The sequence below is a fragment of the Variovorax xiamenensis genome (assembly GCF_050916385.1).
In the GTDB taxonomy this organism is placed as follows: domain Bacteria; phylum Pseudomonadota; class Gammaproteobacteria; order Burkholderiales; family Burkholderiaceae_C; genus Variovorax.
In genome coordinates, this window is the sequence record NZ_CP139038.1 from 2,165,043 (window position 1) to 2,184,115 (window position 19,073).

The following is a 19,073-nucleotide window of genomic DNA, read 5'->3' on the forward strand; positions in this document are numbered from 1 at the left end:
CCGCAAAGAGAGATTCCATGCCACGTCGTTCCCTTTTCACGGGCGGTGCCGTCTTGCGCGGGGCCTTGCCTTCCCTTGTTCCATCCACTTCCGCGGTCGGGCTGCTGGCCCTGTTCGGCGCTTCCGGCGCGCCGGCATGGGCCCAGCAGCATGCCTTGCCGCAGATCGAAGTGACCGAGAGCACGCCCGCGCCCAATGGCCGGCTCGACCTCGACACGCCTTCGGACACCGCGAGCCGCCTCGGCCTCACGCCGCGCGAAACGCCAGCCTCGGTGACGGTGGTGAACCGGGCCGTCATCGATGCGCGCGGCGCGCAGAACACGCAGGAAATACTGCGCGCGATTCCGGGCATTACCGCGCACGACGCGCCGGGCAACATCGGCGTGAGCTACCGCGGCTTCGGCAGCAACTCCATCGCCCAGCTGTTCAACGGCATCAACGTGCAGTATTCGATCGCGGCCCGTCCGGTGGACAGCTGGATCTACGACCGCGTCGAAGCCATCGGCGGCCCGTCGAGTTTCCTCTTCGGCTCCGGGGCGCTGGGCGGCTCGATCAACTACATCACCAAGGTCGCCGAGCGAGGCGACTTCGCCGAGGCGCAACTGCGGCTGGGTACGCAGAACCTGAGGGAGGCCTCCTTCGGGCTCAACCGCCGCATCGCAGGCGAGGGCGGCGCGGGCAGCCACTACGCACGCATCGACGTGAACCGCCGAGAGGCCGACGGCTGGACCGACGGCACGCGCGGCAAGGCCACGCAGATGGCGGCCTCGCTGGTGTCCGACTTCGGCGGCGGCGTGAAGCACACGCTGGCCTACGAGTACCAGGACGAGCACGTCGACCGACCCTACTGGGGAACGCCGGTGCTCAACCCCGTGGCCGGCACGATGCGCATCGACCGCGACATCCGCTTCAAGAACTACAACAGCGCCGACGGCATCTACGCCCAGCGCGTGCAGTGGCTGCGCTCGGTGACCGAGTTGCAGGCCACCGATGCGCTGCAGTTCAGGAACACCTTCTATGCCTACGACGCGTTGCGCGACTACCGCAACGTCGAGAGCTATCGCTACAACGCCGCCAACACGGCGGTGAGCCGCTCCGGCGCGCTGCTGCAGCGGCACGACCAGGACCTGGTCGGCAACCGCGTCGAGGGCATCTACAAGGGGCAGCTCGGCGGCCTGCGCAGCGACTGGGCCTTCGGGCTGGACTTCAGCGTGAACCGGCAGACGCGCTTTCCCAACAGCCTGCCGGCGGTGGTGAGCACGGTGAACCCGTACGTCTTCGCCACCGAGCGCTTCTTCGAGGTGCCGGGCATGGTTCCGGGCTTTCGCCCCGACCGCAGCAACAAGGTCACCACGACGGCGCTCTACCTCGAGAACCGCACCGCGCTGCAGCCGTCGCTGCACCTGGTGACGGCGCTGCGCCACGAGCGCATCGACCTCGACCTGGTCAACCGGCGCACAGTGGACGCCGCCAATCCGGCGACCTTCCATCGCGGCTACAAGCCGACCACCGGGCGCATCGGCCTCGTGTGGGACGTCGCGCCCGGCGCCAGCCTCTACGCGCAGTACGCCACCGCTGCCGATCCGCCTTCGGGCGTGCTGTCCACGGCTTCCTTCGCCGACGTGCGCAACAACAGCGAGCTCACCACGGGCCGGCAGGCGGAGGTCGGCGGCAAGCTCGATTTCTGGCAGGGCAAGGGCACGGCCACGCTCGCGGCCTACAGCATCCGCCGCAGCAACATCGCGTCGCAGGACCCGAACAACAGCGCGCTCACGGTGCTCGTCGGGGAGCAGTCGTCCAAGGGCGTGGAGCTGGCGCTGGGGCTGCAGCCCACGCCACGGTGGTCGCTGCAGGGCAACCTCACCTACGTCGATGCGCGCTACGAGCGCTTCACGCAGGGCGGCGTTTCGCTCGCGGGCCGAACGCCGACCAACACGCCGGCCGTGGTCGCCAACCTCTGGGCGTCGTATGCCATCACGCCACAGCTGCAGACCAGCGCGGGGCTGCGGCATGTCGGCAAGGTCTATGCAGATGCGGCCAACACGACGAGCTGGCCGGCCTACACGCTGCTCGACCTGGGGCTGAGCTGGAAGCTGAGCCCCTCCGTCACCGTGGTGGGCCGCATCCGCAACGTGACGAACCGCGTCTACGCGGCGAACGTGGGCACTACCTTCGCCTACCTCGGTGCGCCGCGCACGGCCGATGTCGCGCTGCGCGTGAGTTTCTAGCGGGAGGAGAAACGCCATGCATTTCAAGCGCTGGCTGTTCCTTGTCCATCGCTGGCTGGGCATCGTCGCCTGCGCCTTCTTCGCGATGTGGTTCGTCTCGGGCGTGGTGATGATGTACGTGGGCTACCCCAAGCTCACGGAGGCCGAGCGGCTGCAGCACCTGCCGCCGCTCGATGCGTCGCAGCCGCTCCTGGGGCCGGCCCAGGCGCTGGAGGCTGCGGGCATCGAAGGGCCGCTGCAGACACTGCGGCTGGCGGTGGCCAGCGGCGGGCGAGCGGTGTACCTCGTCGTGCCCGCACGCGAGGCGGCACCGGGTGCGCGACGGACTCCACCGGGCAGCGGCACGGTCGTGGTCGATGCGCTGACCGGCGGCGTGCTGCGCGAGGTCGACCGCCAGCGCGTGCTCGCGAGCGCCGAGGCCTATGCCGGTGCCGGTGTGGCGGTGGACTATCGCGGCAGCATCGACGAGGACGCCTTCACGCATTCGCGCGGGCTCGATGCCCATCGCCCGCTTCACGTGGTCGAGCTGGCCGATGCGCAGGCGACGCGGCTCTACGTGTCGGGAAAGACCGGCGAAGTGGTGCGCGATGCGCCGCGCGCGGAGCGCCTCTGGAACTACGCCGGCGCGTGGATTCACTGGCTCTACCCGCTGCGTGGAACCGCGCTCGACCCGTACTGGGCCGACATCGTCAACTGGCTTTCCATCGCCGGCATCGCCGTCGCGCTGACGGGAACGGTCGTGGGCGTGATGCGCTGGCGCTTCAGGCATGTCTACAGGAGCGGATCGCACTCGCCGTACCAGGGCTTCATGATGCGCTGGCATCACATCAGCGGGCTTTTGTTCGCGCTCGTCACGCTGACATGGATCTTCAGCGGGCTGATGTCGATGAACCCATGGCGCGTGTTTGACGGCAAGGCAGCCGCGCTACGCGTCGATGCGATGAACGGCGGGGCGCTGACGGTGGGCATGGAGGATGCTTCGCCAACTGCCGTGCTGGCCTCGACGAGCGGCGGCGTGCGCGAACTGAACTGGGTGCGGCGCGCGGGGCAGACGCTGGTGCTGGCCAGCACCGCCGCGGGCCGGCCCATGGTGCGCGATGCGATCACCGCCCAGCCGTACACGCTTGACGCCGAAGCACTGAAACGCGCAGTCGCCCGCCTGCTGCCCGAAGCGATCGCGCGCATCGACGTGCTGCGCGCCTACGACAACCACTACTACGCGCGCGACGCGCACACCATGACCGGCGGCACCGACAAGCCGCTGCCCGTCTGGCGCGTCGTTTTCACCGATGCTCCCGCGAGTTGGGTGCACGTCGATCCGCTGACCGGCACCGTCCTCGGCCGCATCGACAGCCATCGCCGTGCCAGCCGCTGGCTATTCGCCATGCTGCACAGCTGGGACTGGCTGCCGCTGCTGGAGCGCCGCCCGTTGTGGGACGTGGTGCTGGTCGTCCTGAGCCTCGGTGGCGCGGTGCTGAGCCTGACCGGCGTGGTCATCGGCTGGCGGCGCCTCGGCCGCAAGCTCAGGGGTGCGAAGCCCCGGGGTCCAGCGCCTGCGCAATCCGCAGCGCCGAGCCGAAGGCCAGCGTGAAGCCCAGCGCGCCGTGGCCGGTGTTGAACAGCATGTTCGACGGCGCGCCCTGCAGCCGCCCGATGATCGGCAGCCCCTTGGGCGTGGCGGGGCGCATGCCGGTCCACGGGTGCAACTCTTCGAGCCGGCTCGCATGCGGGAAGAGGGCGCGCGTGGCGGCCGACAGCGTCTCGATGCGCGTGGCCGGAATGCTCGCGTCGTGGCCCACCAGTTCGGCCATGCCCGCCACGCGCAGGCGAGAGCCGATGCGCGCGAACACCACCTTGCGCGCGCTGTCGGTCACGTTCACGCGCGGTGCGGCGCCGGGGGCTGGGTCGACCTCTACCGTGATGCTGTAGCCCTTGAGCGGATACACCGGCAGGTAGGCGCCGAGCGCACGGCCCAGCTTGTGCGAGGCCGAGCCCAGCGCCATCACGAAGGCGTCGGCCTCCAGGTCGCCCTGGCTGGTGGATGCTGCGGCGACGCGGTTTCCACTGCGTGCGAAGCCGTGCACGTCGACGCCGGACATGAAGCGCACGCCGCGCTCGCTCAATGCCTTCGTCAGCTCGATGCACACCTTGAGGCAGTCGGCCGCGCATTCGCTCGGTGTGTGGACGGCGCCGGCCATATGGCTGCGGTAGCTGGCGAGCGCGGGCTCGATGGCGACGCACTCCTCGGGCGTCACCAGCCGCTGTTCGCTGCCCATGGTGCGCTGCAGCTCGAGCTGCGCCCGCGCGCCTTCGAGCGATGCCTGGCTGGCGTACAGCACCAGCTTGCCGGTGGCGGAGAAATCGCAGTCGGGCGAGAGCTCCGCGCGCATGGTTTCGAACTCGACGCGGCTCGATGCGGCCAGCTCCAGCAGCCTCGCGGTGGTGTCGCGCGAGGTGCGCGCGTTGCAGGCCGCGAGAAATTCCATGCCCCAGCGCCACTGCAGCGGATCGAGCTGAGGCCGCAGCTTGAGCGGCGAGGTGGGCGACAGCAGCAGCTTGGGCAGCTGCTTCCAGATCGACGGGTCGGCCAGCGGCTGCACGTACGAGTAGCTGAGCTGCGCGCCGTTACCGCCGCTCGCGCCCGAGCCGGGGGCGGCGCGGTCGATCACGGTGACCTGATGGCCCTGGCGCTCGAGCTGCCAGGCGGTCGCCAGGCCCACGATGCCGGCGCCGAGCACACACACATGCATGGGGGCAGCTTTCCGGAGATTGAATTGACTGGATCGGGAACGGTGAGCGTGACTGTAGGCGCGCGCGGCCCCGGCCGGAAATGCCAAAAGAACCGCCGCCCATAACCTTTGGGCATGGATCAGCTTTCTATTGGAATTTGTGGTTTTGTTTCTCCCCTTCCTACACTGGCCGCCTGTTCAGTTCAACCGAATGAAGGCTCGAATGAAACTCTCCGTCCTGATGGCTTCCATGGCCGCCACGGTGCTCTTCACCGCCACCGGCGCGCACGCCGCCGACACGCTCGCCAAGATCGCCGAGTCCGGCAAGATCACGCTGGCCTACCGTGAATCGTCGGTGCCCTTCAGCTATCTGGACGGCCCCAACAAGCCGATCGGGATGGCGGTCGAGCTCTCCAACGCGGTGGTCGAGGCGGTGAAGAAGAAGCTGAACAAGCCCAACCTGCAGGTCGCGCTCATGCCGGTGACCTCGCAGAACCGCATTCCGCTGATCACCAACGGCACCATCGACCTGGAGTGCGGCTCCACCACCAACAACACCGCGCGCGGCAAGGACGTGGCCTTCGCCATCAACCATTTCTATACCGGCACGCGCCTGCTGGTGAAGAAGTCGTCGAAGATCAAGAACTACGCCGATCTCGCGAAGAAGACAGTGACCAGCACCACCGGCACGACCAACGTGCTGGTCATGCGAAAGTACAACAGCGAGAAGAACCTCGGCATGGACATCGTGCTCGGCAAGGACCACGCCGATGCCTTCCTGCTGGTCGAGAGCGACCGCGCCGTGGCCTTCGCCATGGACGACATCCTGCTGTACGGCCTGATCGCCAACTCCAAGGCGCCGACCGACTACGAGGTGGTGGGCGACTCGCTCCAGGTAGAGCCCTATGCCTGCATGCTGCCCAAGGACGACCCCGCCTTCAAGAAACTGGTTGACGACACCTTCGCCGGCATGATGAAGAGCGGCGAATTCGAGAAGCTCTACAACAAGTGGTTCATGCAGCCGATTCCGCCGAAGAACGTGCCGCTCAACCTGCCGATGAGCCCGCAGCTGAAGGAAAACCTGAAGGCGCTGAGCGACAAGCCCGCGACCTGACAACGGCGCGGCGAGAGAGAGAAAGAAAAGGAAGTTGCAGTGACGCAGGTTGTCGGCATTCTCGGAGGCATGGGCCCGGCGGCGGGCGCCGACTTCGTGCGGCTTTTCGTGCAGGCCTGCACGCAGCAGATGCGTGCGCGCGGCGAGCCGGTGCGCGACCAGTCCTTTCCCGAGCACTGGCTCGCGCAGGTGCCGGTGCCCGACCGCACCGAGGCACTGGCTTCGGCCGACCAGGGTGCGCACCAGCCGCTGGAGCCGATGCTGCAGGCGCTGGGCCGGCTGGCGGCGCTCGGCAGCCGCACGGTGGCCATCGCCTGCAACACGGCGCATGCCTGGCATGCCAGCCTGCAGGAGCGCTTTCCGCAGGTGGAGCTGCTGCACATGGCGCGCGAGACGGCGCGCCACCTCGCGGCACAGGGCGCGACGGGCGTGGCGCTGATGGCCACCGAAGGCACCTACCGCATCCGCCTCTACGAACAGGCGCTGGCCGAGGAGGGGCTGGAATGCCACGTGCCGCTGCCCGAAGAGCGCCAGATCATTACGCGCGGCATCTTCGACGGCGTGAAGGCCGGCAACATGCAGCTCGCCGAGCAATGCTTCTCCGAGGTGGCGCTGCGGTTGGCCGGGCGCCATGGCCCGGTCACCATCGTCATGGGCTGCACCGAGGTGCCGCTGGGCCTGCAGGGTTCTGCCGCGGTGGCGGGGCTCGACCTCGTCGACCCCGCGCAGGTGCTTGCCGCGGCACTGGCCCGGCGGGCGTACGGGCCGCACCAACCCCAATGAAGTTCGGGGCATAGGGTCACCGGCCGATTTCGCCTACATTGCGGCGTGCGTTTTTTCACAGCGCCACGTCCCTTGTCCGACGATCCAACCGGAGCCCGATTCATGCCTCTCGACAACGACAGCCGTTCCGACTTCGATTCGCTTCGCCCCGGCGACAGCACCGAGCAGGGCGCCACGCGCCGCACCGCCCTCAAGGCCGCCATCGGCGTCGGCTATGCGGCCGCGGTGATGCCGGTGATGGCGCAGACCGCCATCAGCACCCCGGCGGACGGACTGAAGGCCGGCCCGGTCAAGTACACCGTCAACGGCTTCGAGGTGCCTGCCTATGCCGCCGCGCCCGAGGGCAAGACCGGCCTGCCCGTGATCCTGGTGATCCAGGAGATCTTCGGCGTACACGAATACATCGCCGACACCTGCCGCCGCTTCGCCAAGCTCGGCTACCTGGCCATCGCGCCCGAGCTCTATGCGCGCCAGGGCGACCCCCGCGGCTACACCGACATTCCGAAGCTGCAGGCCGACATCGTCAGCAAGGTGCCCGACGCGCAGGTCATGGCCGACCTCGACGGCGCCCTGGCCTATGCCAAGGCCAACGGCGGCGACACCAGCAAGGCCGGCATCACCGGCTTCTGCTGGGGCGGGCGCATCGTCTGGCTCTATGTGGCCACGGGCAAGGTCAAGGCGGGCGTCGCCTGGTACGGCCGCCTGGTCGGGCAGGCCAGCGAATTGACGCCCAAGCACCCCGTCGACATTGCCGCCGGCCTGCAGGCGCCGGTGCTCGGCCTCTACGGCGGAAAAGACCAGGGGATCCCCCTTGACACGGTTGATAAGATGAAAGCAGCTCTGGCAACCGGGACCCCGGCGGCCAAGGCGTCGAGCTTCGTCGTGTACCCTGAAGCGGGACACGCGTTCCATGCCGACTACCGCCCCAGCTATGTAAAGAGCGCGGCGGAAGACGGCTGGCAACGCGCCACGGCCTGGTTCAAAGCCAACGGCGTCGCCTGAACGGCGCCCGTCAGCCAATCCCCGCCGAAGGCCGTCCACGTGACGGCCTTTCTCTTTTTATGAACGGTATGCGGCCCTGAAACAGTCTCGGGGGCCGTCTTTCTTGCGCAAGCAGCTATGAATTTGATAGTCATCATCGCGGCGACCCTGGTTGCCGGTATCGGAAGCGTGTGGGTCGCGGCCCTGCTGTTGAAGGTGGGCGTGCGCAGCGGCTCGGGCGGGGTGAACCCGCAGCACCTGCTGAGCCTGGCGGCCGGCGCGCTGCTCGCCACCGCCTTCATGCACCTGCTGCCGGAGGCCTTCGAAAGCCGCATCGAACCCGCGCTGCTGTTCGCCGTGCTGCTGTTCGGGCTGGTGTTCTTCTTCCTGCTCGACAAGGCCGAGCTGTGGCACCACGGGCACGAGCATCACCATGGCGAGGAGAAGAGCGGGGCTGGCGGCCACGGGGGGCACGACCATCACCATGGCCACGATCACTCCCACGGCCATTCCCACGCGCACGACCACGGCCCCCGCACCGGCGGCTGGGCCGTGCTCACCGGCGACAGCGTGCACTGCTTCGGCGACGGCATCCTGATCGCCTCCGCCTTCACCGCTGACCTGCGCTTGGGCCTGGTGGCAGCCCTCGCGGTGCTGGCGCACGAGATTCCGCACCACATCGGCGACCTCGTCGTGCTGCGCCAGAGTTCGGCCAACCAGCGCGCGGCGCTGGTGAAGGTGTCGCTCGCAGGCACCATGACCGCGCTGGGCGGCATCGTGGGCTGGTGGCTGGTCGACCAGCTGCATGGCTGGCTGCCTTACTTCCTGGTGCTGGCGGGCAGCAGCTTCGTCTACGTGGCGCTGGCCGACCTGATTCCGCAACTGCAGAAGCGCCTGCCCGCTCGCCAGACGGCCGCGCAGATCCTCTGGCTGGCCGCGGGCATCGTGCTGGTCACGCTGGTGAGCCGCCTCGCGCACGGCGAGCACGGGCACGACCACGGCCATGACGACCCGGGCCACGGGGAGCATGGCCACGTGCACAAGGACTGACCGGCCGGTCGGCGGACTGGCTGGCTTGCTGGCTGATTGGCGGCGCGAAACTTTCCGACACCGACGCCGCGCGCCGGATGAACCGGAACGGCCGAAACAGGCGCACCATAGGGGGCCTGTCAGAAATCAGCCGAGGACCAGATCATGAATGCCACCGCGCGATCCGCTTCGCCCGCCGAAGACGATGAGGACAACACGCCCGCAGACGATTTCGAGGAGCCCGATGCCGACGTCGGCGACGATCTTTCGGAGGAAACGGGGATCGATCTTTCCGATGCGAGCGAGCTCGACGCGGACAACGTGCCGGCCGACGAGGAGTTCGACCGGGTCATGAACGCGCCTGATTGAGCCCTCTCAGGCAGCCGTTTCGCGCCGCGTGATCACCTGCCCGTTGCGCACCCCGCAGTGCGCGCCGTTGCGCCAGGTGAGGGCGCCATTCACGATCACCGCATCGATGCCTTCGGCAGGCCGCATCGGCGATTCGTAGTTCGCGGTGTCGCGCACCGTCGCGGCATCGAAGATCACCACGTCGGCGTGGTGGCCCGGCTTCAGCGTGCCGCGCTCGTGCAGGCCGAAGTTGCGCGCGGTGAGCCCCGTCATCTTCCACACGGCAGTCTCCAGCGGGAACAGGCCCACGTCGCGGCTGTAGTGCCCCAGCACGCGCGGGAAGGTGCCCCACAGGCGCGGATGCGGCTTGTCGCCCAGCGGAATGCCGTCGGAACCGATCATGGTCTCGTCGAAGGAGAGGATGCGCTGCACGTCGTCCTCGTCCATCATGAAGTAGATCGCGCTGCCGGGCTGCAGCCGTTTTGCCGCCTCCTCGCCCGACACGCCCCATTCGGCCGCGATGTCCTTCAGGTCGCGGCCCGCGCATTCGGGGTGCGGCACGCTCGAGGCGATGAGCACGCGGCCTTCCATCATTCCGCGATCGGTGCGGATCATGGTGGATCCGGCCGTGTAGGGGTAGCAGTCGAGGCCGATGCACTGGTGCTTCATCGCCTCCTGGATGAAGGGCAGCGTGACCTTCGTCTTGCCGAAGTTGCGCGTGTTCTGCACCTTGTGGTGCGACACCACCACCGGAATGCCGAGCGCGCGCCCGATGTGGAAGGTTTCCTCCAGCGACTCCATCACGCGGTCGCTCTCGTCGCGCATGTGCGTCACGTACAGCGCCTTGCGCGAACTGAGCGGGCGGCCGACCTCGATGATTTCCTCGGTCGTGGCCTTCACTGCCGGCGGATAGAAGGTGCCGGTCGACAGGCCGATGGCGCCGGCCTGCATCGCTTCCTCGACCATCGCCTGCATGGCCTTGATCTCGGCATCGTTCGCGGGCCGGTCGAGGGCGGCCATCGCCACCGCGCGCAGCGTCGAATGGCCCACCATCGCCGCCACGTTCACCGACAACGGCGTCGCGCGCAGCGCATCGAGGTACGCGGCGAAGCTGGTGAAGCGGCCCTCTGCGGGCGAATCGAGCAGGCTCAGCGGCATGGGCAGATCCATCTCGGCGCGCAGCGGAGCGGCGCTGATGCCGCAGTTGCCCGCCACCACCGTGGTCACGCCCTGCGACACCTTGAACGGCATCTGCGCTTGCGACAGCACGGCCTGGTCGTCGTGCGTGTGCGAGTCGATGAAGCCGGGGGCGACGATGCGTCCGGTGGCGTCGATCGTCTGCTCGGCCGTGTGACCCGCGAGCTTGCCGATGGCGACGATGCGGTCGCCCACGATGCCGATGTCTGCATCGAAGCGCGGCGCCTTGGTGCCGTCGATCACGGTGCCGCCGCGGATCAGCAGTTCGTAGTGGGGGAGCTTTTCGGACACGGGATGAATCCTTTCTTCAGCGGAAATGGCAGGCGACCAGATGGCTTCCGTTCGCGGACGACGACGGCCGCTCGCCCAGCTCCGGCGCCTTCTCCTTGCACACGGCCTGCGCCATCGGGCAGCGGGTGTGAAAGCGGCAGCCCGAAGGCGGATTGGCCGGGCTCGGCGGGTCGCCCTGCAGCAGCATGCGACGCGCGGGCGTGCGCGGGTTGGGCACCGGCACCGCCGACAGAAGAATCTCGGTGTACGGATGCAGCGGCGCGGAGAACAGCGTGTCGCGGTCGGCGATCTCCACGATGTGGCCGAGGTACATCACCGCCACGCGATGGCTGATGTGGCGCACCACCGCGAGGTCGTGCGCGACGAAGAGGTACGCGATGCCGAATTCGGCCTGCAGGTCCATCAGCAGGTTGACCACCTGCGCCTGCACCGACACGTCGAGCGCGGACACGGGCTCGTCGCACACGATCAGCTTCGGGTTCAGCGCCAGGGCGCGCGCGATGCCCAGCCGTTGCCGCTGGCCGCCCGAGAACTCGTGCGGAAACTTCTTCACCGCTTCCGGCCGCAACCCCACGCGCGAGAACAGCCACTGCACGCGCTCGCGCCGTTCGGCCGATGCGCCCATGCCGAAGTTGCGCAGCGGTTCCGCCACGATCTCCCCGGCCGTCAGCCGCGGGTTCAGCGAGGCATACGGGTCCTGAAAAATGATCTGCAGGTCGCGCCGGCGCATGCGCATGTCTTCGGCGGAAAGCGACAGCAGCTCCTGGCCTTCGAGCTCCACCGAGCCCGAGGTCGGCTCCACCAGCCGCATCACCGACTTGGCCGTGGTCGTCTTGCCGCAGCCCGACTCGCCGACCAGCGACAGCGTCTCTCCGCGCGCGACATTGAAGGAAACGCCGTCCACCGCCTGGATCGATGGTTTGGCCGGCCGCAGCCAGCGCTTGGGCGTTGTGTAGTGCTTGCGCAGGTTGCGCACCTGCAGCAATGGCGTTGCAGCGGTTGTCGTCATGCGGCGATCTCCTCGGCACCTGCCCAGTTTTCTTCGACTGCGAAGCAGGCCACAACGTGGTCGCCGCCTTGCTGTGCCAGCCTCGGCGTCTCGGCGCGGCAGCGTTCGCGCGCCTGGCTGCAACGAGCCGCGAAGGCGCAGCCGCGTCCCAGTTCGTGCGCGGCCGGCACCAGCCCCGGAATCTCGGTGAGCCGCGTGCTCGCGGTGTTCATCGCGGGCATCGAGGCCATCAGCGCGCGGGTGTAAGGGTGAAGCGGGCGGTCGAACAGGTCGACCACATCGGCTTCCTCCACTTTCTTTCCGGCGTACATGACGACCACGCGGTCGCAGCTCTCGGCCACCACGCCGAGGTCGTGCGTGATCATCACCACGCCCATGCCCAGCTCCTTCTGCAGCCGCTTGATGAGGTCGAGGATCTGCGCCTGGATCGTCACGTCCAGGGCTGTCGTCGGCTCGTCGGCGATCAGCACCTCGGGGTTGCAGGCCAGGGCCAGGGCGATCATCACGCGCTGGCGCATGCCGCCCGAGAGCTGGTGCGGGTACTCGTTCACGCGGCGCTCCGGCTCGGGGATCTGCACCACGCGCAGCATCTCGACCGCGCGCTTCATCGCGTCGGCGCGGCTGGCCTTCTGGTGCAGCTGCACCGTCTCGGCGATCTGCCGGCCCACGGTGAGCACCGGGTTCAGCGAGGTCATCGGTTCCTGGAAGATCATCGAGATGCGGTTGCCGCGGATCTGCCGCATCTCGCGTTCGTTCAGCTGCATCAGGTCGGTGCCGCGCAGCCGCACCGCGCCCATGTGGCGCCCGGGCGGCGTGGGCACCAGCCGCAGGATCGACAGCGCGGTCACGCTCTTGCCGCAGCCCGACTCGCCGACCACGCCGAGCGTGCGGCCCGCGCGCACCGTGTAGGAGACCCCGTCGACCGAACGCACCACGCCCGCCAGCGTGTGGAAGTGCGTGCGCAGGTTGTCGACCTCGAGCAGCGGCTCGCCGGGGGCGAGCGCGGTGTGGGACATGGTGATCGTCATGGCATGTCCTCCTTCACAGTTGCCGCGCCAGGCGCGGGTCGAGCGCGTCGCGCAGGCCGTCGCCCAGCAGGTTGATGGCCAGCACCGTCGCCGCCAGCAGCAGACCGGGGTACAGGATGATGTGGAAGGCCACGGCCACGAAGTTGCGGCCCTCGGCCATCATGTTGCCCCAGCTCGGCGTCTGCGAAGGCACGCCCACGCCGAGGAAGGAGAGCGCGGCTTCCGTCAGCACGGCGGCGGCCGCGACGAAGGTGGCCTGCACGATCAGCGGCGCCACGGTGTTCGGCAGCACGTGGCGCACCAGGATCACCGGAAGGCGCGTGCCCACCGCATGCGCGGCTTCCACGAAGAGCTGCTCGCGCAGCGTGAGCGCCAGCGAGCGCACCAGCCGCACCACGCGCGGTATCTCGGGCACCGTGATGGCGACGATCACCGTCGTCAGGCTGGCGCGGGTCACGGCCATGAGCGCGATGGCCAGCAGGATGCCGGGAATGGCCATGAGGCCGTCCATCACACGCATGATCGGCCCGTCCGCCCAGCGCACGAAGCCGGCTACCAGCCCGAGCGCGACGCCGAAGAAGGTGGCCAACAGCGCCACCGAGGCGCCGACGATCATCGAAACGCGTCCGCCCCACACCGCGCGGCTGAACACGTCGCGGCCCAACGCGTCGGTGCCGAACCAGTGCTCGGCCGAAGGCAGCTGCATGCGCGCGAGCGGGTCGATGTCCTGCGGGTCGTGCGTGGCGATCCATGGCGCGGCGATGGAAAGCGCCGCCACCGCGATCAGCAGCAGCGCGCCGACGATCAGCGTCGGGTGCTTGCGCAGCCAACGGAAGCGCGGCGGAACGAAAGGGGCCTCGACCGGCTGCGCGACTTCGGCGGCAGGCGTCGCGGGCATGTCGATGTCGCTCATGGGAAGTACGGTGGACATGAAGCGGTTCAATACTGGATGCGCGGGTCGAAGAGGCGGTAGCTCAGGTCGATCAGCAGGTTGATCAGCACGTACACCCCCGCCGACAGCAGCAGCACGCTCTGGATCACCGGGTAGTCGTGCCGCTGCACGGAATCGATCACGAGACGGCCCACGCCCGGAATGGCGAACACCGTCTCGGTGACCACCACGCCGCCGATCAGCAGCGCGATGCCCGCGCCCACGGTGGTGGCGATGGGAATGGCCGCGTTGCGCAGCGCATGCCCCAGCACCGGCAGCACGCCCAGGCCCTTGGCGCGCGCGGTGCGGATGTAGTCCTCGTGCAGCACCTCGAGCACCGTGGCGCGCGTCATGCGCGTCACCAGCGCGATGTAGACCAGCGCGAGGTTCACGCAGGGCAGCACCAGCGAGCGCAGCCACTCCACCGGGCCCTCGGCGAAGCGCACGTAGCCCTGCACCGGGAACCACGGCAGCTGGATCGCGAAGCTGTAGACCAGCAGGTAGCCCACCAGGAACACCGGCACCGAGAAGGCCAGCACGGCGAAGAGCATCACCAGGCGGTCGATCCAGCTGCCCGCGCGGTACGCCGCGAGCGTGCCCAGCGGCACCGACACTACCAGCGTGATGAGCATGGTCAGCGCGGCGATCGACACCGTGGGCTCCAGCCGCTGCCCCAGCAGTTGCGTCACGGGCATCTGCGTGAAGATCGAGGTGCCCAGGTCGCCGGTGAAAAGCTTGCCGATCCACAGCCCGAACTGCTGCCACAGCGGCAGGTTCAGGCCCAGCGCGGCGCGCAGCTTCTCGATGTCTTCCGTGGTGGCGAGGTCGCCCGCGATGAGCGCGGCCGGATCGCCCGGCGAGAGGTGGATCAGCAGGAACACCACCACGGCCACCACCGCCATGACGGGCAGGGTCGCGATGAAGCGTCGAACGATGTAGCCCATGGCGATGCCCTCGAATCCTTGTCGTTACTGCCGGTCGAGCGCCCAGACCGTCGGCATGCCGGACCAGAGCTTGTCCAGCCCCTTCAGGCTGGTGCGCGCGGCGAAGGCGGCCGAGTACTGGCCCGCGTTGATGTAGGGCACGGCCTCGTATGCGCGAGCCTGGAAGGCGTCGAGCAACTCCTTGCGCTTGGCCGGCACCGTTTCCTTCAGCCATGAAGTGCGCAGGTCGTCCAGCTGCTTGTCGCAGGGCCAGCCGGGCAGGGTGTTGCCGCAGGCCGCGCTCAGGTAGGCGTTGCTGATGGGCGAGTTGGCGTCGAACTCGCCGGCCACGGTGACGTACATGTTCCAGCCGCCCGCGTCGGGTGCGTCGCGCTTGGCACGGCGCGCGCCGATGGAGGCCCAGTCCATGGTCTGGGCATCGACGTTCAGGCCGATGCTCTTCATGGTCTGCGCGGCCATCAGCGCCTCGGCGTTCAGGTAGGGCACGTCGCTGGGCACCAGCAGCACCACCTTCTCGCCCTTGTAGCCGGCGTCGGCGAGCATCTTCTTGGCCTTCGCCACGTCGGCCTTGCGGTAGGGCTCGGCGCCGGCGGCCGTGTCGTTGGGGCTGCCGCAGATGAAATAGGTCGCGCAGTAGGCCATGCGCATGTCCAGCGGGAAGCCCATGGCCGCCATGAAGCGTTCCTGGCTCACGGCCTGCAGCAGCGCCTGGCGCACCTTCGGGTTGTTGAAAGGCGCGTGCAGCTGGTTCATCACCAGGAAGCCCTGGTAGGCGCCGCCCGAGCCGATCTTCACGCCCGTGTCCGCACGCAGCGGCGCGATGTAGTCGGGCGGCAGCTGCTCGATGATGTCGACCTCGCCGCGCTTGAGCGCAGCCACCGCGCTGTTGGCGTCGGGCAGGTAGAGCCACTCCACGCGCTCGAAATTGCTCTTCTTGCTGCCGGCCAGGCCGCTCGGCGGCTCGCTGCGCGCCACGTAGTTCGGGTTGCGCACGAACACGGCCTTGTTGCCCGGCACCCATTCGTCGCGCTTGAACACGTACGGGCCGGAGCCCAGCACTTCCGTCAGCGGCGCGGTGGCCGGCATCTTCGCCAGCCGCTCGGGCAGCACCACCGGCGGAAAGCCCGAGGGCTTGGCCAGCGCGTCGAGCACCATGCCGAAGGGTTCGTTGAGCGTGAGCGTGAAGCTGCGCGCGTCGGTGGCCTTCCACTCGGCGCCGCTGGCCGTCATCGCACGGCCCAGGCTGTCGCGTGCGGCCCAGCGCTGCAGCGAGGCGACCGCGTCGGCCGAGGTGACGGCGCTGCCGTCGGAGAACTTCAGGCCCGGGCGCAGCGTGAAGCTCCACTGCTTGCCGTCCTTCGAGGCGGTGTACTTCTCGACCATCTGCGGCTGCGGCTTGCCGTTTGCGTCCTGCGCGAAGAGCGTGTCGTACACCATGTAGCCGAAGTTGCGCGAGATGTAGGCGGTGGTGAAGGTCGGGTCGAGGATCTTCAGGTCGGCATGGGCCACCACCTTCAGCGTCTTGGGCTGTGGCGTCTGGGCATGCGCGGGAAGGCTCGCCGCGAAGGCGGTGGAAAGGGCCAGGGCGGCGAGAGCGCCAAGCGTCCGTCGTTTCATCGTCGGTTCTCCGGTGAGGGAAGGCAGCAGGAAAAAGAAGGAGGAGAGCGGCTCAGGCCGCGACGCCGATCGGCCACTTGGGCAGGCGGGCCTTGCGGTAGGGCAGCGTATTCAGATCGAGCGTGACCGCACCCGGCGCGCCCGCGTAGATGACGTGCTTCGCCACCTTGGAGTACGACGCGTAGAAATGCTGCGACGACTTCACGACGATGATCTTCTTCGCGGCAAGGTCGCAACCGAGCTGCGTGAACAGGTCGGTGCCCATCGCCTGGTTGCGCAGCGTGATCAGCACGACTTCGATGCCGTTGGCCTCGACCAGCGCGCAGTCGCCCATCAGCGTGGGCGTGCCGGCAAGGCCGGTCATCACCAGGTCGTGCTTCAGCGCCTTCACGGTGCACTCGACGTCCAGCGGGTCGCCCGACAGCGGGCTGATCTTGCCGCCGATGCGCATCTGCAGCCTGGCGCCCACGCCGGCATCGAAGGCGATGCGCACCGCGATCGGGTCCCACAGCGGGCCCAGCGCCGCGTTGGTGATGCCGCGCTCGACCATGCGGCGCAGGATGAATGTGGAGTCGCTCGCCGCGCCGCCGCCGGGGTTGTCGGCGCCGTCGGCCAGCACCACCGGGCCGCCGTCGAAGGCCAGGGCCTCGTCGAGCGAGGCATCGATGCCGGGGTAGTTCACGGTGAGGCCGTCGCGCATGGCGATGACCTCGTCGGCGAGCTGGCGTGCAAGCAGGTCGGCCTGGGCCTTGTCGCCGTCGGTGTAGACCAGCACCTTGGTGCCCATCTCGGGCACGTCGCCCCACGAGAAGCCGTGCGTGAGCGAGATCGACAGCACGCCGTTCCTGCCCTCGAGCGACTGCATGCGCTCGACGAAGCCGCGCGCGGGCTGGCGCGAGGTATGGACGGTGACGATCATGTCGCAGTCGACCACCGCGGGCACCGGGCGCACCTTGCCCTCGACCGTGGCGGCGCAGATGTCGACCAGCTCCAGCCCGCGTTCGAGCACGTCGGTGTGCGGGTACTCCTTGAAGGAGATCATCACGTCGGCGTTGGAGATCATCTCCGGCGTGAGGTGGTTGTGCGGATCGAGCTCGGCGCCGATCACCACGTCGGGCCCGACGATCTGCCGCACGCGCGCCAGCAGGTCGCCCTCGCAGTCGTCGTAGCCGTCGGCCACCATCGCGCCGTGCAGGCCGAGCAGCACCATGTCGACCGGCAGCACCGCGCGCAGGTCGTTCAGCAGTTCGTCGCGCAGCGTCTCGTATGCGTGGCGCGTGGTGGTGCCGCTGGGCTGCGCACCGGCCACCATGCCCTCGAACAGCGTCCAGCCCTTGTCGGCGCCGCGCATGCGCGCGGCCCACAGCGGGCCCGAGAACAGTGTCATCGCGTCGGGGTGCTTGCCCGCGGGGAAGTAGCCGCGGTCCTTGAAGGAGGCGAGGCCGGTCGGCATCGGGCCGAAGGTGTTGGTTTCGGTGGCAAGGGAAGCACTGAAGACGCGCATGGTCGGACCTCGTGGAGTGGTTCTGTGTGTGTTGTCGGGAACAGGCCGGGATCGAGCCGGGATCAGCCCGCGGCCGCGCGCAGCCGTTGCGGGCCCAGCATCTCGGCCGTGAGCCCGAAGGAGGCGATGCGTTCCGGCAGCGGCAGTCCGCGCGCCAGCGCGGCGCAGGCCTCGCCCATGGCGGCCGAGGTCTGGATGCCGTAGCCGCCTTGCGCCGCTACCCAGAAGAAGCCGGGAACGCCGGGCTCGAAGCCGCCCACCAGGTCGCCATCGGCCACGAAGGAACGCAGGCCGGCCCAGGTGCGCGTGGGGCGCCGGATGGCGAGCGTGGTCGCTTCCTCGATGCGGTGCATGGCGATGGCGATGTCCATCTCTTCCGGCTGCACGTCCTGCGGCTCGACCGGATCGGCGTTGGCCGGCGAGCCGAGCAGCATGCCGGCGTCGGGCTTGATGTACCAGCCCTCGTCGGCGCCGAACACCATGGGCCAGTGCGCGACGCTCTGGCCTTCGGGCGGCGCGAAGATGAAGGCCGAGCGCCGGCGCGGCTCGATGCCCAGCGGCGGCACGCCGGCCAGGCGCGCGATGGTGTCGACCCAGGCGCCGGCCGCGTTCAGCACCACCGGAGCCTCGTACACCGCGCCGCCGGCTTCCACGCGCCAGCGTTCGCCCTTGCGCTCGATGGCCGTCACGCCCGCGTCGCAGACCAGCTGGCCGCCCGCGCGCCGCATGCCGCGCAGGTAGCCCTGGTGGATGGCGTGCACGTCCATGTCGGCGGCGTCGGGCTCGTATACCGCGCCCTGCACCTGCTCGGGGCGCAGCGCCGGCACCATCTCGCGCGCCTCCTCGCCGCTCAGGCGCGAGGCGCCGGCGCCCATGTCGCGCAGCACCTGCCAGTGGGCTTCGAGCTCGGCCATGTGCTCGGCGCCCGCGACCATCATCGCGCCGCGCGGCGTGAGCAGCGGGTGCTCGCAGAAGCCTTCGGGAGGATGTTCGAGGAAGGCCCGGCTCGCCATGGTGAGGGCGCGCACCTGCGCGGTGCCGTAGCTCTCCATGAAGAGCGCGGCAGAGCGGCCGGTGGAGTGGTAGCCCGGTTGCGATTCGCGTTCGAGAAGGATCACGCTTGCGTGCGGCGCGAGCCAGTGGGCCACCGAGGCCCCGGCGATACCGCCGCCGATCACGAGGAAGTCAGCCACGACGGGCTCTTGGGTGCTGGAAGTCATCGCCGAAAAGTGTAGGAAGAAATTTGCGGATACGCAAATTGATTCAGGGGTGCCAAGGGGAAACCATGATGCACCGCATCGGTGAAATTTGCGTTCGCGCAATTTGCGTATACGCAACTT

At 68.7% G+C, this 19,073-nt stretch carries 16 protein-coding genes; 7 read left to right on the forward strand and 9 right to left on the reverse strand.

Annotated elements, in window-relative coordinates; all coding sequences use genetic code 11:
* Window positions 1-17: 17 nt before the first annotated feature.
* Complete coding sequence (locus SFB74_RS09520; RefSeq protein ID WP_432730545.1) at window positions 18-2,228, forward strand: TonB-dependent receptor; 2,211 nt, start codon at window positions 18-20, stop codon at window positions 2,226-2,228.
* Between the two features lie 16 nt (window positions 2,229-2,244).
* A complete protein-coding gene (locus tag SFB74_RS09525) occupies window positions 2,245-3,819 on the forward strand; it encodes a PepSY domain-containing protein (RefSeq protein ID WP_432730546.1) in 1,575 nt (524 codons plus the stop codon).
* Here the strand turns inward: SFB74_RS09525 and SFB74_RS09530 are convergent.
* Window positions 3,752-4,978: a D-amino acid dehydrogenase gene (locus tag SFB74_RS09530; RefSeq protein WP_432730547.1), complete on the reverse strand. Its 1,227-nt coding sequence runs from the start codon at window positions 4,976-4,978 to the stop codon at window positions 3,752-3,754. The two genes, SFB74_RS09525 and SFB74_RS09530, sit on opposite strands and share 68 nt — an antisense overlap.
* A gap of 202 nt (window positions 4,979-5,180) precedes the next feature.
* On the opposite strand from SFB74_RS09530, the gene SFB74_RS09535 reads away from it, so the two are divergent.
* The 5 genes from SFB74_RS09535 (at window position 5,181) to SFB74_RS09555 (ending at window position 9,233) form a co-directional block, all read left to right on the forward strand.
* The gene (locus SFB74_RS09535) at window positions 5,181-6,071 is read left to right on the forward strand and encodes a transporter substrate-binding domain-containing protein (protein WP_432730548.1); all 891 of its coding nucleotides are present in this window, start codon (window positions 5,181-5,183) and stop codon (window positions 6,069-6,071) included.
* Window positions 6,072-6,140: 69 nt separating this feature from the next.
* Window positions 6,141-6,854 carry an aspartate/glutamate racemase family protein gene (locus SFB74_RS09540; RefSeq protein ID WP_432731904.1) on the forward strand — a complete coding sequence of 238 codons (714 nt, stop codon included), beginning with the start codon at window positions 6,141-6,143 and terminating at the stop codon, window positions 6,852-6,854.
* 102 nt (window positions 6,855-6,956) lie between these two features.
* On the forward strand, window positions 6,957-7,856 hold the full coding sequence (locus tag SFB74_RS09545) for a dienelactone hydrolase family protein (protein WP_432730549.1): 900 nt from the start codon (window positions 6,957-6,959) through the stop codon (window positions 7,854-7,856).
* A gap of 117 nt (window positions 7,857-7,973) precedes the next feature.
* Entirely contained in the window at window positions 7,974-8,885 is a 912-nt protein-coding gene (locus tag SFB74_RS09550; RefSeq protein ID WP_432730550.1) for a ZIP family metal transporter, read from the forward strand.
* A gap of 144 nt (window positions 8,886-9,029) precedes the next feature.
* The gene (locus tag SFB74_RS09555; RefSeq protein WP_432730551.1) at window positions 9,030-9,233 is read left to right on the forward strand and encodes a hypothetical protein; all 204 of its coding nucleotides are present in this window, start codon (window positions 9,030-9,032) and stop codon (window positions 9,231-9,233) included.
* A gap of 6 nt (window positions 9,234-9,239) precedes the next feature.
* Here the strand turns inward: SFB74_RS09555 and SFB74_RS09560 are convergent, their stop codons facing one another.
* From SFB74_RS09560 to SFB74_RS09595, 8 genes are all read right to left on the reverse strand, one after another.
* Window positions 9,240-10,700: an N-acyl-D-amino-acid deacylase family protein gene (locus tag SFB74_RS09560; RefSeq protein WP_432730553.1), complete on the reverse strand. Its 1,461-nt coding sequence runs from the start codon at window positions 10,698-10,700 to the stop codon at window positions 9,240-9,242.
* Between the two features lie 16 nt (window positions 10,701-10,716).
* A complete protein-coding gene (locus SFB74_RS09565; RefSeq protein ID WP_432730555.1) occupies window positions 10,717-11,709 on the reverse strand; it encodes an ABC transporter ATP-binding protein in 993 nt (330 codons plus the stop codon).
* Window positions 11,706-12,737: an ABC transporter ATP-binding protein gene (locus tag SFB74_RS09570; RefSeq protein WP_432730557.1), complete on the reverse strand. Its 1,032-nt coding sequence runs from the start codon at window positions 12,735-12,737 to the stop codon at window positions 11,706-11,708. The genes SFB74_RS09565 and SFB74_RS09570 overlap by 4 nt, the downstream gene beginning before the upstream one ends.
* Before the next feature lie 13 nt (window positions 12,738-12,750).
* Window positions 12,751-13,668, reverse strand: a complete 918-nt coding sequence (locus SFB74_RS09575; RefSeq protein ID WP_432730558.1) for an ABC transporter permease — start codon at window positions 13,666-13,668, stop codon at window positions 12,751-12,753.
* A gap of 8 nt (window positions 13,669-13,676) precedes the next feature.
* On the reverse strand, window positions 13,677-14,612 hold the full coding sequence (locus tag SFB74_RS09580) for an ABC transporter permease (RefSeq protein WP_145760392.1): 936 nt from the start codon (window positions 14,610-14,612) through the stop codon (window positions 13,677-13,679).
* Window positions 14,613-14,636: 24 nt separating this feature from the next.
* Complete coding sequence (locus tag SFB74_RS09585) at window positions 14,637-16,229, reverse strand: ABC transporter substrate-binding protein (protein WP_432730560.1); 1,593 nt, start codon at window positions 16,227-16,229, stop codon at window positions 14,637-14,639.
* Between the two features lie 52 nt (window positions 16,230-16,281).
* Window positions 16,282-17,733 (reverse strand): M81 family metallopeptidase, encoded by a 1,452-nt coding sequence (locus tag SFB74_RS09590; protein ID WP_432730561.1) that lies wholly within the window; start codon window positions 17,731-17,733, stop codon window positions 16,282-16,284.
* 62 nt (window positions 17,734-17,795) lie between these two features.
* Entirely contained in the window at window positions 17,796-18,953 is a 1,158-nt protein-coding gene (locus SFB74_RS09595) for an NAD(P)/FAD-dependent oxidoreductase (RefSeq protein ID WP_432730562.1), read from the reverse strand.
* Window positions 18,954-19,073: the final 120 nt, after the last annotated feature.

Excerpts from the sequence above, each read along its gene's own strand:
- SFB74_RS09520 (WP_432730545.1), top strand. The coding sequence starts at position 18 with ATGCCACGTCGTTCCCTTTTCACGGGCGGTGCCGTCTTGCGCGGGGCC.
- SFB74_RS09525 (WP_432730546.1), top strand. The coding sequence starts at position 2,245 with ATGCATTTCAAGCGCTGGCTGTTCCTTGTCCATCGCTGGCTGGGCATC.
- SFB74_RS09530 (WP_432730547.1), bottom strand. The coding sequence starts at position 4,978 with ATGCATGTGTGTGTGCTCGGCGCCGGCATCGTGGGCCTGGCGACCGCC.
- SFB74_RS09535 (WP_432730548.1), top strand. The coding sequence starts at position 5,181 with ATGAAACTCTCCGTCCTGATGGCTTCCATGGCCGCCACGGTGCTCTTC.
- SFB74_RS09540 (WP_432731904.1), top strand. The coding sequence starts at position 6,141 with ATGGGCCCGGCGGCGGGCGCCGACTTCGTGCGGCTTTTCGTGCAGGCC.
- SFB74_RS09545 (WP_432730549.1), top strand. The coding sequence starts at position 6,957 with ATGCCTCTCGACAACGACAGCCGTTCCGACTTCGATTCGCTTCGCCCC.
- SFB74_RS09550 (WP_432730550.1), top strand. The coding sequence starts at position 7,974 with ATGAATTTGATAGTCATCATCGCGGCGACCCTGGTTGCCGGTATCGGA.
- SFB74_RS09555 (WP_432730551.1), top strand. The coding sequence starts at position 9,030 with ATGAATGCCACCGCGCGATCCGCTTCGCCCGCCGAAGACGATGAGGAC.
- SFB74_RS09565 (WP_432730555.1), bottom strand. The coding sequence starts at position 11,709 with ATGACGACAACCGCTGCAACGCCATTGCTGCAGGTGCGCAACCTGCGC.
- SFB74_RS09570 (WP_432730557.1), bottom strand. The coding sequence starts at position 12,737 with ATGACGATCACCATGTCCCACACCGCGCTCGCCCCCGGCGAGCCGCTG.
- SFB74_RS09575 (WP_432730558.1), bottom strand. The coding sequence starts at position 13,668 with ATGTCCACCGTACTTCCCATGAGCGACATCGACATGCCCGCGACGCCT.
- SFB74_RS09580 (WP_145760392.1), bottom strand. The coding sequence starts at position 14,612 with ATGGGCTACATCGTTCGACGCTTCATCGCGACCCTGCCCGTCATGGCG.
- SFB74_RS09585 (WP_432730560.1), bottom strand. The coding sequence starts at position 16,229 with ATGAAACGACGGACGCTTGGCGCTCTCGCCGCCCTGGCCCTTTCCACC.
- SFB74_RS09590 (WP_432730561.1), bottom strand. The coding sequence starts at position 17,733 with ATGCGCGTCTTCAGTGCTTCCCTTGCCACCGAAACCAACACCTTCGGC.
- SFB74_RS09595 (WP_432730562.1), bottom strand. The coding sequence starts at position 18,953 with ATGACTTCCAGCACCCAAGAGCCCGTCGTGGCTGACTTCCTCGTGATC.